The organism is Plantactinospora sp. WMMB782 (assembly GCF_049179135.1).
Lineage (GTDB): Bacteria > Actinomycetota > Actinomycetes > Mycobacteriales > Micromonosporaceae > Plantactinospora.
This window is the reverse complement of the sequence record NZ_JBMHMC010000012.1, coordinates 1-10955: the sequence shown is the minus strand read 5'-3', so window position 1 is coordinate 10955 and position 10955 is coordinate 1. Positions and strand designations below refer to the sequence as shown.

Here is a 10955-nt window from a genome sequence, read left to right as displayed (position 1 = left end):
GCCGCCACCTCGCAGTACTCGCAGCCGTCGCAGGTCTCCCGGTGCGCGTCCAGCCACACCGCACGCTCCATCGCCGCCTGCTGCCGGGCGAACCCGTCCCACGACTGCCGGCACTGACGGTCGTGCTGTTCGGCCCGTACCACGTCACCGGGCAGGGGAGTGCCGTCGTCGAGGCGGTTGACGGCGTCCGGGTCGGCCAGCGTGCGCGGCGGAAGAACGACGGTCACCACGGCACCTCCGGTCCCGGAACTGCCGGCGACTCCGCGTTGAACACGCTGACGGCGGCGACAAGCCCGTTGAACTCGTCCACGCCGCCGGGGTAGACCACCCGACGCGCGGCCTCGACCACCGGACGCAGCCGGGCAACCTCGGCCTCAGCGATGGCCAGTCGGGCATCCTCGCTGTCCTCGTTCGCGGCCAGGTCCCGGCGCAGCGCCCGCACCTCGGCGACCAGCGCGGGCACATCGGTAACGGCGATGTGGCACCCGACGCAATCCACGACGTCTGCCGGCAGCTCGGCAGCGTGCCCCGTGACGTCGGTAAGGATGCCGTCCAGGTCCAGCGGCTCCCGGGCGGTCACGACGCCACCGACTTCCGGCCGATCGTCGCGGCAATCGCAGGGGTGAGAATCAGCGGCAAACTCTCAGCCGCACACTCCCGGCAACTCTCGGTGCACCGCTCGACGAAGTGAGTCAGCCGGTAGCAGCGGTGACACAGCAGCTTGTCGTGGGACGAGCAGCAGGTGCCGGCGGCAGGGGTGTCACCGCAGCGCCAACAGTCGACGGCGACGATGTTCGGCAGGGCGGTCACGACGTCACCGCCGGAGACTCGGCGGGCAGCGGCTCGTACTTCTTCCAGAAGTTCTCCAGCCGCACGTGCGTCAGCCGGGGAGACCGAACCGACACGCTGTCGTTCCACTCGCTTCCGGTGCAGCCGGTCACCGTGACCTCGGCGTTATCCTTGAGTCGGCGATAGCGGCCCGGGTCGGGCTGGACGTAACTCATGGTTGATCAGCTCCGTTCGGTCGGAAGGGAAGAAGAGGGCGACCACTCGGGGCAGCCGACGATCGGACCGGGCCTCACCGCACGCCCGTCGCCGACGTGACACGTCGTGGTTTCAGAGGTGCAGGGCCGCTCGCCGCCCTCGCTGGTGTCGGTCCAGCCGGACCCACCACAGGCCGCGCACTCCGGGTGCCCGGACAGGTCCACGCCGACCGCACACGACTCGGCGATCGACTGGCCGCTGTTGCCCCAGTTGCAGCCGGGCGTACAACCGCACGCATCGTGCTCGGGTTGGAAGTGCGCGCACGTCTTGCAACCCCGGGCGCCCGGGTTGTACCAGCAGCGGCCCATGTGTTCGACCGTCCTGGCCTTGCTCGACCTTGAGAAGCGGGTGCAGTGCGGGCACCGGTACCGCTTCACTGTCAGGACGGTGGGCTGGTTCACGCGGCGGCCCGCTCGCAGATCTCGCGAATCGACATGCCCTGAGTCAGGCCCGGCAGCAGGTGATTACTCTTCTGCCGCCACTCGTCGTACGCCTCCTGAACGGCGCGCATGTTCTCGTACTTCTTCGCGTCGTGGCGAACCCACTCGGCCATCCGCATGTCGCCGAACGCGCACCGGTCACCGGCACCGAGCGCAAGGATCGCGTCAAGGTCGTACGGCAGGGCGAATGGAAGCTCCTGCTGCATCGGGTCCGCGTCGCGGATCTCGTACTCCCCGGCCTTGACGATCGCGTCGTCGGCGAGGTTGAACAGCATCTCGGCGAGCTGGTCCCAGTCGTCGGGGGCGGACGTGGCCCGGAGGAAGCCGATGACGTCAGAGCGGAGGTCGCCCCACGCCTCCTTCTTGCTCCATACGCCGCTTCGCTGGGACGCCCAGGTGCGGTACAGGTAGACAACGTGGTCGAAGGCGGGGGTACGACGCTTCATCGCTTCCTCTTCCAGTCCTTGGCCAGGGCGAGGATCGCCTCACCGGCCTTGCGAATCTCTTCGGTGTTGACCGCTCCGGACGGCGGCATCGGGGCGTGGCCGAGGTGGTCGGCGTACAGGTCGACGGCGCGGGCGCGAAGCTCGGGACTGCCGAACGTCTGCGCGAGCGTGATCAGCCGTCGTACGTCGTCGCTGACGCGGGCGGCGTGCGCAACTCCGCTTCCCTCGGCGGCCGGTCGAGCGATGTCCTCGGCGACGGGCCACGGAAGTGCCGGACCGGTGGTTTGAGCGCCGGGGGAGGTGGCGTCGTTGCGAAGGTTGCTTTGCGACAAGTTCCCTTTCATCCCGGACGCCACCTCCCCCGGCATAGGCCCCGACCGGTCGGGCCGGGTTTCGGCACTGGACGCGAACGCGTCAGCACCGGTCGGGGGGTTCGTGGGTTGTTCGCGCTCGCGGCGGACCTCGGCGATCGCGGCAGCAGTTGGGCGCCCCTCGGTGCGTTCCTGAACCTCGCGCCACACCTCGGCGCGCTCGGGCTCGGGGACGCGACTGAGTTCTCGCGCCTGACCCTCGTTTGCGACCGGAACAATTGTTCCGATCTCGGCGGCGTCGATGATCTGGCGAGCGCGCCGATCGGTGAAGCCCCACCGGCTCATGCAGTACGCCTCGAAGGTGCCGAACTCGGCTCGGTAGAGACGGTTGTCCCGGATCGTTGCCAGGGCGGTGCCGACCTCGACGAAGGTTTGAAGGCCGGCGGCGATCTTCTGTTCGCAGTCGGCAAGACAGTCAGCCTCGGCTCGGGTCAGCAGGACAACGTCAGTCATGCAGCGACTCCAAGGTCATCGGGATGCGCCGGCAGGTAGCCAACTGGCGCCATCGGATGTATTCACTCTACCATCATATGTATGCGCACTACGATCAGCAATATGGCGGAGCGACCCACAACGGTTCGGTTCAGGGCAGACATCAACGCGGCCATCCGAGAGGTGGCCGATGAGATGGGCGTGAGCTTCAATGCGGCCCTGTCCGTGCTCGTGACCGAGGCGCTGCGTGCCCGAGGTCGACACCCTGGCAGGCGAGAGCAACCGCGCGATGACGCCTGACCGCCTCATCGGGGATCACCTGACCGCTGCTGCAACCGGTCCAGATCCCCGGCGCCGTCAAACAGCAACCCAACCCCGCAGCCGACCGTCAACCAGCATGCCGGCCACCACCAGCCCAGCACGGCGGCAACAACCCCAAGTAGCACGAGGACCAGGCCGACAACCAGGCAGTCGATCGGGTTCACCGGCCGAGCGCCTTCACGCACGACCGGCACTCCCGCAGCCCGGCAACCGTCTCGTACTCCACTTGACTGCCGGTGCCCAACCACATCGACGCCGGCAGCACATACAGGCCACACATCGCCGCGCAGTCATCAGCCCGGGTCAGGGCGTGCTTGACCTGAGACTTCGGCAGGTAGCGCCACTCGACGTGCGCCGGCTGGGTGGGCTGGGCGAGCGGCCGGGGCTCAACCATGGCCACCATCCCGCATCCGGGCCATGACCGCCGTAGCGTCGACATCCCCGGCCGTGCTCCGGTACACCCCGGACACACGCGGCGGCACCAACCCCGACGGCGACACCGCAGCCGACCCCTGCCGGTAGGTGACCCACCGCTGCGCCACGCGAGCACGCCGGGCGCGACGACCCCGAACCCGCCGGGCCGACAACACCACCAGCAGACCGGCGCCGACGACCATGAGCCCTACTCCCAGCCACATCCACCGCTCGCCGATCACGACTCGTCACCACCCATGCGGATCACAACCGTCGGATCGTCGGCGGACACCGGCCGGACACCGGGCACATGCACGGTCCCCGTGTGCGGCCGACGGCGAAGGCCGCGCCCGACCCTCGGCGCCCGGATCTCCGCCCGGCGGTCGACGTCATCCACCGACTCCGGCTCGACCGGGCCGCGCACCGCCCACGCCGTCACCCCGACCGCCACCGCCAGCAGCAGCACGCCGAGCAGGAACGCGCCCCCGATCTGGGCGGCGGTGACCGGAACGACCTCAATCCCGGACGGCTGCGGAGACACGCTCCACCTCCCCGCCGGAGGCGTGGGCCAGCGCCCAACGCAACTCGTCAACGTCACGATCGAGCCGGATGTTCTCCGACCGCAGTTCGGCATTGGTCAGCCGCATCGACGCCATGACCTGCCGGTGCCCTTCGTCGATCTCCATGAGCTGCCGGTTGTGCTCGGCCTGCTTCGCGTCGAGCAGGCGGCGAAGACGAATGACCTCGGCCCGCAACGCCTGCTGGTCGACGAACCACAGGCGGAGGGAAGAGAGCCACCGCACCAACCGGTTCACGGGGTGACCTCCGCCCGGATCGGCGGGAGCATGCCGGTGTCCTCGGTGTTCGCCGCCGCTTCCATCCGGCCCCGGAGAACGTCGTCTATGACGTCGCGTTCCTCCCACCGGTCTTGGCGCGGCACCCGGGCCGCACCGACGGCCGGGTTCAGTAGCGACGGCACCGTGTTCCGGTCCCGTACCGGCCAGGCCGTGACGGTCGGCTGCTCGACCACGCTCAGCGGCGGCGGAGGCCCGTACCCCTTCGGCTCGGCTGGCTGCCCGTGCGCAACCAACGTCCGCGCCCAAGCCGGTAGCCGCCACGGGGCGCGATGCGACGCCGGGGCGATCGACCTACGTGACGTCACCCCGCTCAGCAGTTGCGTCCCCCACTGCCAACGCAGCTTGTCCTGCTTCGGGTCCAGCGCCGCATGCGCCTGCCGATCCCGATGGATCTCGCGGGGGATGACGACGGCAACGAGCACGACCAGGCCGAAAATCGCTACCGTCAAAAGGGCGAACCCCACCCCGATCCCGTAGTCCTCGCCAGTAACTACGCTCACCGGGACTCACCCCCCGGCACGATCGGGGCCTGAATCCGCAGCGGGGCGACGATCGCCTCGAAGCGGGCGTACAGCTCCACCTGCTCCCCGTCACTGAGGAACGGGTACGCGTCGACCTGCACCGGCCGTCGCCTTCTGATCCGCCGTCGTCGACCCATCCCGTCGGCGACCATCAGGCCAACGAACGTGATCGCCGAGAACGCGTATATGCCGAGGACGACTGCGGCTGCCGGGCTCACAGCGCCACCTCCGGCGACCGGTAGCGCGGACCAGCAGACCGGTTCCGGGCTTTGATGTCCCGACGGCGGCCGACGTACCCCGACGACTCGTTCAGCGCCGCACGCGGCAGGCCGACCGTCGGCTGGTCGTCCTGCGGAGGTACGACGGCCCGTCCGATGGCAGCAGCAGGGCGGGTGTTGGTCACAAGGTCCCGTAGATAGGACTTGATGAATCCCATGAGATCTCCCGTCGATCTGGTGGTGGTCTACGAATGGCGGGACGGTGGGCTACGACACCCGCACCGGCTGAACCGGCCGACCCGAGCCCGGCGAGGGTTGCCGCCCCCGCCGGGCCGAACACGTCAGACCTCGAAACGGGTCCGACGACGACGGGCCAGCACGAACAGCAGACCGCCGACCGAAACCAGCAGCAGAGCGGCGCCACCGATCCCGAGCACACCCGCACCCGTCAGCGGCAAATCGCCTCCACCGCCACCGGCGGCCGGCGACGGCGAGAACGTCGGGTCCGGATCCGCCGACTCAGACGGACCGGCGGTCGGCTCTGACGTCGGCTCACCGGTCGGGGAAGCCGTCGCGGTCGTGGTCGGCTCCACCGTCTGGGTAGGCGTGGCCGTCGCAGTCGGGGATGCCGTCGCAGACGCGGTCACCGTCGGCGTCGCCCCCGGCGGGGTGCCGAGCTTCACCCGCTTCCCGGCGAGGGTCAGGTTCTTGAACAGCGCCTTCGCGTTCTTGCCGGCGGCGTTGTCGAACACCAGCCCGACCTGACCCAGCGGCGTCCCCTGATGCGCCACCACAGCCGCCGCCCACGACGCGTAGTTCGTGCCACCCGACCACCACGACAAGTCCGCCGCCGACACCGTCACCCAGTCGGACGCGGCGACCGGGCACGACATGACCTGCCCGTACAGCAGCCCGCCGAGCAGATACACGCGCGGCGCCCCACCACCACACGACGCGTCCGCACCGTCGAGCCGGAACGTGAACGAGATCGGCAGCTCGGCGTGCACGTTCCCGGCGACGACCCGTTCCAGGCTCGTCCCCGCCGACGTGCCCGACTGGTCCATCACCAGCACGTTCACACCGTCGACCGCCTTCACGGAGGTGCCGACGTTCGCCGTCCAGCCGTCGATCGTCGCCGCCTGCGCGGCGCCGGTGAACGCCAGCACCCCGGCGACCATTACGGCCAGCGCACCAACACCGCTGGCCAGAGTTCGGATTCTCAATGGATCTCCTTGGAGGGATAACCCCACACCCGGGCGGGCGGAGGGAGTCAGGGAAGCCGCTCGCACGACGGCGGCAGATACACGTACGGGCGTCCGTGCGGGCGGCCGTCGACCATCACCTGCACCTCGCCCGACGTCAGCTCGTAGCCGACCGACCCGCCCGGCTCCACATCGCTAGCCGGGTCGTCGTTGAAGCCGACCAGCACATACCGGGCCTCGTTGACGTTCGTCACGTCCACCCGGGCCGGCAGGCCGTCACACGTCGGCAGCGTGAACCGGACCCGAGGCGGCACCGGATCAACCGACGGAGACACACCACGGCGCACATCGGCCACACCGACCGCGAAACACGCCGCCCCGACGAGCGCGACCACGACAGCACTACGCAGACGCACGAGATGCCTCCCTTGCCGACCGGGAATCAGGGGAGCGGGTCGAGCGGTAGCCGGCTCCGTTACCGAAGCCGTGCGGATCCCGGACCGCCGCGTGCAGGCGCTCCTGAGCGTCCCGAGCCGACTCCTCCGCCCGGCAGAGCTGCCGAAACACGAGACGGTCAAGAGTCAGGAACGCGGTCGCAGCGTGGAGCCACGTCGCACGCACACCCCGCCGGTAGCCGACGAGCTGGCCGATAGCGGCACCGACCAGCAGGCCGGCGGCGCCGAACACGAGGGGAGTCACGACGCCACCGCCTCGGTGCGTACCGTCGCCCCGTCCCGGACCACAACCGGTGGCCGGTCCTCAACCTGCGGACGGGGACGCTCACCCCGCCGCACCTTCCGCCACCGCTCGGCAACCTCGGCGGCGAACTCCGGCGACCACTGCTCCAACACCCTCACGCCGCCACCCCGCCACGACGACTCCGACCCGGCAGCTTCCCGCCGATGCCCCGACGAATCCGCACACTCCGGGGACGGCATTGCGCACTGCGGGCACACGCCCGACTGCGGGCAGAAGTCGCAACCCCAGATCGGCTGCGGGTGCGCCAGGTCGTGCGCGGCCGGGTCAACGTGTCGCTCCCGGAACAGGGCGATCCGCCACACCGTTGACGGGTCCTGCCAGGCAGGCGACGACGGTCCCGGCAGCGGCACCGCCTCGCGGGTCTGGTCGACGGTCCGCAGCAGGTTCGGCGGCAGGGTCGCGGTCACGCGGCACCGGCCATCGGAATGTCTGCCGCCCGCAGATACGTCTCCACGGCGGCGAGCGCTTCCAGGGGCCGGTACCCGGCACCCGGGCTGATGCCCTGGTCCTTTAGCCACACCTCCAGCTCGGCGGCGAGGTGGACCGGGTCCACAGGTGCCGCAGGTGGCCGGGCAGGGGAGGCGGTGACAGCCGTTCGGGGGACCTGATGTATCGTCGAAATAGCCATTTGCCGATGTCCTCCTAGTCAGAGATCGGTAAGAGGCGGAGCGATCGAGCGCTCGTCGGAGGCAGACCGGCGGGCGCTTCGCTTTGGTCAGGCGGCCTCGGCAGGCCGGGCCAGGTAGGTCTGTAGGTCAATCCCGAGTTGCCGCGCCGCCTCATCCGGCGAGGCCGAATCTGGACACAGCACCCGCAGAGCCAGCAGTCGGTCGTAGTGCGCGACCTTGTCGTCATAGGTCCGCCGCGCGCGGATGGCCTCGGCCCGCTTGTCCTCGATCTGCGCCCACGGCCACAGCTCGATCAGTTCGCGCTGAAACACTGTCCGGCCGTCGTCGACCTGTACCCGCCGCGCCTGCTTGGCCGGCATGCTCAGCACTCGTCCGTCATGCGCAAACATCACTCGGTTGCGGTCCTCGTAGCGGCGAATCTCCGCGCCGAGTCCGTCGCGCAGGCACGCTCGCTCCACCTGTCGAGCCCAGAACCGCTGACCCTGGACGGCGTCGTTCAGCAGCGCCTCGGCGAGATCGATCCGCTCGGCACTGTCGGTGGTCCGGCCGCAGATCTCGGCCAACATCTGCTCGAACTCTTCGCGGTCCTCAGGTGACCACGAAGCCCGATCAATTGCGTACTTCACTGCGCCCTCCGAAATGGCACGACGTTCGGTTGAGAGCGGGCGATCTCGTCAGCGACGGTCTGGGCAAACTCGCCGAGTAGGCGTGCGCACCGGTACAGCTCACGAACGCACTCGTCGTCGCCGCGATCGACCACGGTCGTTGGGGCATGACGCATCACCACATGAACGGCATGCACCTGCCCCAGAAAGTCCCGCCGCCACTCCCGATGGACGGCGTGAGGGTCGGGCGCGTGGATGTCGAGCGCCGCACGAACGCTGGCGGCAGCAGCAAGGTCGCCGGGCGTTGCCGGAGTCGAGTCGGGGCCGTGCCGGACGTCGACCTCTTCCGTCGACCGCTCAGGGGGACACGGGTGCTCCGGCCCCGATCGGTCCGGTCCGGGCGACGCCTCTACGACGTTGATCGGGGATACTGGAGGACTCGAACGAGTGCTGGCGTACGTCTTCCCGTCAGCACCCTTGATCTCCTCAGGTGATGCATCTGCATCACCTCGGCGGAGGTCCCGGATCACGGTGGCCTGGTCGACCCCGAGGGCCGAGCCGATGGCGCGCTGGCTCATTCCTGCGAGCCGAAGCTCGGCGACCGCCTTCTGTCGATGTTCGGGCGAAAGTTTCAGTCGGTGCTCGGAGTACTCACCATCGACGTACGCCTGCCAGTCGGCATAGCCGAGCGCCCGCCAGTCCTGCTGTGCGTACGCGGCGGCAATGTCGGCAAGGGTGGCCAAGTAGGCGCCGATACCGGCTCGAATGCGGGCGGCGCGGGCGCGGGCGAGTTCCGTCGTTGCGACAGCGGTCACGGCCGGACCTCCCCACATGCGCGCCCCGGCAGGGCTGGGGCGGCAGACGCTGACCGCAGGGGCTCGAGCCCGGCCAGGGAGTCAGGGATGCCCAGTTCCGCCCGAGCGGTCGCCCGGTCCGACACCCAGTACGGCGCATCGCGGCGATCGATCACCCAGCCGCCAGACAGCAGCGGCGTGGCGATACCAGCGGGGGAGGTGAGGTTGCGGACGCTCATGCGGCCCGCCGCCCCGGGACCTGGGCACGCCGACGGCGGCGAACCTTGACCGGTTCGACCGGCGGGGCGAGCAGCGGGGCGAGTTCGGCGCGCTGTTCCTCCGACGGTGCCGGCCAACCGGCGGCCGTCTCGGCGGCGAGGGTTCGCATCGCCTGGTCGAGTGCCGGGTCGTCGAGCCGGTAGGCGGGCATCAGGCCGCCGCCTTGTCGGTCAGGGAGCTACGGCGGCGCTTGGCGGGGCGGGGGAACATGTCGTCGAGGGACAGGCCCAGCATCTCCTGCATTTGGAGGACGGTTTCGATGCTGGTCGCCGCGCTGCCGTAGCGGAGCCGGTCGAGGGTGCGCGGGGCCATGCCCATGATTCGGGCGGCGTCGCGGTTGGTGCGTGCTCCGAGTTCGGCGCAGCGGGCCCGGATGAGGGGCCAGTTGAGACGTGCGGACGCGCTCGGTATGGCGCGTACATCGCTGGTCTGTGCGTCGGGCATGGCGCAAGAATCTCATGAGCCATATATGGCGCGCAACCCCTTGCGACACCCTGTGCTAGTTGTCTTAATCGATGAGTGACGGCATCATGACCGAATGAAGCTGGGGAGCTTACAGGCAATTTACGGCGGTGCGTCATGAGTGACGCACGACGCATGCCACATCTGGCGCACGATCATGCACTGACCAGCCTTTACAGTGCCCTCATGTCACAGCCAGGCCGCAAGGACGCCTTCGCCAACCTGATCAAGCAGGGGCGGCAACGACGCGGCTGGCGACAAGAAGACCTAGTAGCCGCATCAGGCGTCAGCCGCCGAACACTGACCAGATGGGAAGGCGGCGACGCCGAACGACCCGACCTAGACCAAGTCAGGGCAGTCTGCATCGCACTCGGCATCCGACCCATCGACGCCGCCATCGCCCTCGGCCTACTCGAAGCCGACGAAATCGACCAACCCCCACCGCCGCCCGTCGACCCTCGCGCCGACGAACTCCTCGACGTCCTCCAGGACGAACGCATCCCGAAGGCGGCGAAGGAGGCGCTACTCACCCTGCTACGGCAACTCCGCAACCAACCCGACGACGGCCCCACGCCAGAGCGGGAGGCGGTCTGACTACCAGCCCCGGGCCCGCCACTCCGGCACCGACGGACGCTCGACACCCAACGTCGAGTCCTTGCCGTGCCCCGGGTAGAACCACGTGTCGTCCGGCAAGACATCGAACACCTTGGCTTCCAAGTCGTCCATGATCTGCGCAAACTCGACAGGGTTAGTTGTCCTCCCAGGACCCCCAGGAAAGAGCGAGTCGCCGGTGAACAGGTGGGTCCCGTCGACCTCGTCCCGGTAGAGCAGCGCGACGGAGCCGGGGGTGTGCCCGACGATGTGGATCACTTCGAGTTCGCGGTCACCGACCCGGACCCGGTCGCCCTCGGCGAGTGGCTCGGAGTCGATCGGCAGGCCGTCCGCGTCGGCGTCGTGCACCAGTGACCGGGCCCCGGTGCTCGCCACCACCTCCTCCAGGGCGACCCAGTGGTCCATGTGCCGGTGCGTGGTGACCACGGCGGCCAGCCCGCCCTCGCCGACGAGTTCCAGCAGCCGGGGCGCCTCGTTTGCCGCGTCGATCAGGACCTGCTCGCCGGTGGCGGTGCAGCGCAGCAGGTAGGCGTTGTTGTCCATCGGACC

At 69.3% G+C, this 10955-nt stretch carries 24 protein-coding genes; 2 read left to right on the top strand and 22 right to left on the bottom strand.

What is annotated here, in order from left to right; all coding sequences use genetic code 11:
* The 6 genes from ACN28A_RS39295 to ACN28A_RS39270 form a co-directional block, all read right to left on the bottom strand.
* Positions 1–227, bottom strand: a 227-nt coding sequence (locus ACN28A_RS39295; protein WP_421391412.1) for a hypothetical protein, incomplete at its 3' end; no start/stop codon positions are given.
* Positions 224–580 carry a hypothetical protein gene (locus tag ACN28A_RS39290; protein ID WP_421391410.1) on the bottom strand — a complete coding sequence of 119 codons (357 nt, stop codon included), beginning with the start codon at positions 578–580 and terminating at the stop codon, positions 224–226. The genes ACN28A_RS39290 and ACN28A_RS39295, both read right to left, overlap by 4 nt.
* A complete protein-coding gene (locus ACN28A_RS39285; RefSeq protein ID WP_421391408.1) occupies positions 577–810 on the bottom strand; it encodes a hypothetical protein in 234 nt (77 codons plus the stop codon). Before ACN28A_RS39285 ends, ACN28A_RS39290 begins: the two co-directional genes overlap by 4 nt.
* Positions 807–1004: a hypothetical protein gene (locus ACN28A_RS39280; RefSeq protein ID WP_421391406.1), complete on the bottom strand. Its 198-nt coding sequence runs from the start codon at positions 1002–1004 to the stop codon at positions 807–809. The genes ACN28A_RS39285 and ACN28A_RS39280 overlap by 4 nt, the downstream gene beginning before the upstream one ends.
* Before the next feature lie 437 nt (positions 1005–1441).
* Positions 1442–1930, bottom strand: coding sequence for a hypothetical protein (locus tag ACN28A_RS39275; RefSeq protein WP_421391404.1), 489 nt, complete (start codon positions 1928–1930; stop codon positions 1442–1444).
* On the bottom strand, positions 1927–2754 hold the full coding sequence (locus tag ACN28A_RS39270) for a hypothetical protein (protein ID WP_421391402.1): 828 nt from the start codon (positions 2752–2754) through the stop codon (positions 1927–1929). The genes ACN28A_RS39275 and ACN28A_RS39270 overlap by 4 nt, the downstream gene beginning before the upstream one ends.
* Before the next feature lie 81 nt (positions 2755–2835).
* Here ACN28A_RS39270 and ACN28A_RS39265 point away from each other — a divergent pair, with 81 nt between their 5' ends.
* The gene (locus tag ACN28A_RS39265) at positions 2836–3033 is read left to right on the top strand and encodes a hypothetical protein (RefSeq protein ID WP_421391400.1); all 198 of its coding nucleotides are present in this window, start codon (positions 2836–2838) and stop codon (positions 3031–3033) included.
* Between the two features lie 5 nt (positions 3034–3038).
* Here the strand turns inward: ACN28A_RS39265 and ACN28A_RS39260 are convergent, their stop codons facing one another.
* The 15 genes from ACN28A_RS39260 to ACN28A_RS39190 form a co-directional block, all read right to left on the bottom strand.
* Positions 3039–3218 (bottom strand): hypothetical protein, encoded by a 180-nt coding sequence (locus tag ACN28A_RS39260; protein WP_421391398.1) that lies wholly within the window; start codon positions 3216–3218, stop codon positions 3039–3041.
* Entirely contained in the window at positions 3215–3448 is a 234-nt protein-coding gene (locus ACN28A_RS39255) for a hypothetical protein (protein WP_421391396.1), read from the bottom strand. Before ACN28A_RS39255 ends, ACN28A_RS39260 begins: the two co-directional genes overlap by 4 nt.
* A gap of 258 nt (positions 3449–3706) precedes the next feature.
* Entirely contained in the window at positions 3707–4009 is a 303-nt protein-coding gene (locus ACN28A_RS39250; protein ID WP_421391394.1) for a hypothetical protein, read from the bottom strand.
* Entirely contained in the window at positions 3984–4283 is a 300-nt protein-coding gene (locus ACN28A_RS39245; RefSeq protein WP_421391392.1) for a hypothetical protein, read from the bottom strand. Before ACN28A_RS39245 ends, ACN28A_RS39250 begins: the two co-directional genes overlap by 26 nt.
* Complete coding sequence (locus tag ACN28A_RS39240) at positions 4280–4825, bottom strand: hypothetical protein (protein ID WP_421391390.1); 546 nt, start codon at positions 4823–4825, stop codon at positions 4280–4282. Before ACN28A_RS39240 ends, ACN28A_RS39245 begins: the two co-directional genes overlap by 4 nt.
* Entirely contained in the window at positions 4822–5064 is a 243-nt protein-coding gene (locus tag ACN28A_RS39235; RefSeq protein ID WP_421391388.1) for a hypothetical protein, read from the bottom strand. Before ACN28A_RS39235 ends, ACN28A_RS39240 begins: the two co-directional genes overlap by 4 nt.
* On the bottom strand, positions 5061–5282 hold the full coding sequence (locus ACN28A_RS39230; RefSeq protein ID WP_421391387.1) for a hypothetical protein: 222 nt from the start codon (positions 5280–5282) through the stop codon (positions 5061–5063). Before ACN28A_RS39230 ends, ACN28A_RS39235 begins: the two co-directional genes overlap by 4 nt.
* A gap of 123 nt (positions 5283–5405) precedes the next feature.
* Entirely contained in the window at positions 5406–6287 is an 882-nt protein-coding gene (locus ACN28A_RS39225) for a hypothetical protein (RefSeq protein WP_421391385.1), read from the bottom strand.
* 47 nt (positions 6288–6334) lie between these two features.
* Positions 6335–6682 (bottom strand): hypothetical protein, encoded by a 348-nt coding sequence (locus ACN28A_RS39220; protein ID WP_421391383.1) that lies wholly within the window; start codon positions 6680–6682, stop codon positions 6335–6337.
* A gap of 279 nt (positions 6683–6961) precedes the next feature.
* The gene (locus tag ACN28A_RS39215) at positions 6962–7432 is read right to left on the bottom strand and encodes a hypothetical protein (protein WP_421391381.1); all 471 of its coding nucleotides are present in this window, start codon (positions 7430–7432) and stop codon (positions 6962–6964) included.
* Positions 7429–7578, bottom strand: a complete 150-nt coding sequence (locus ACN28A_RS39210; protein ID WP_421391380.1) for a hypothetical protein — start codon at positions 7576–7578, stop codon at positions 7429–7431. Before ACN28A_RS39210 ends, ACN28A_RS39215 begins: the two co-directional genes overlap by 4 nt.
* A 162-nt stretch (positions 7579–7740) precedes the next feature.
* Positions 7741–8280, bottom strand: a complete 540-nt coding sequence (locus ACN28A_RS39205) for a hypothetical protein (RefSeq protein WP_421391378.1) — start codon at positions 8278–8280, stop codon at positions 7741–7743.
* The gene (locus tag ACN28A_RS39200; protein WP_421391376.1) at positions 8277–9074 is read right to left on the bottom strand and encodes a helix-turn-helix domain-containing protein; all 798 of its coding nucleotides are present in this window, start codon (positions 9072–9074) and stop codon (positions 8277–8279) included. The genes ACN28A_RS39205 and ACN28A_RS39200 overlap by 4 nt, the downstream gene beginning before the upstream one ends.
* A 214-nt stretch (positions 9075–9288) precedes the next feature.
* Positions 9289–9483: a hypothetical protein gene (locus ACN28A_RS39195; RefSeq protein ID WP_421391374.1), complete on the bottom strand. Its 195-nt coding sequence runs from the start codon at positions 9481–9483 to the stop codon at positions 9289–9291.
* Positions 9483–9644: a hypothetical protein gene (locus tag ACN28A_RS39190; protein WP_421391372.1), complete on the bottom strand. Its 162-nt coding sequence runs from the start codon at positions 9642–9644 to the stop codon at positions 9483–9485. The genes ACN28A_RS39195 and ACN28A_RS39190 overlap by 1 nt, the downstream gene beginning before the upstream one ends.
* 336 nt (positions 9645–9980) lie before the next feature.
* Here ACN28A_RS39190 and ACN28A_RS39185 point away from each other — a divergent pair, with 336 nt between their 5' ends.
* Entirely contained in the window at positions 9981–10388 is a 408-nt protein-coding gene (locus tag ACN28A_RS39185) for a helix-turn-helix transcriptional regulator (protein WP_421391370.1), read from the top strand.
* On the opposite strand, the gene ACN28A_RS39180 is transcribed toward ACN28A_RS39185, so the two are convergent.
* The coding region (locus tag ACN28A_RS39180; RefSeq protein WP_421404928.1) for an MBL fold metallo-hydrolase at positions 10389–10955 on the bottom strand (567 nt) is incomplete at its 5' end.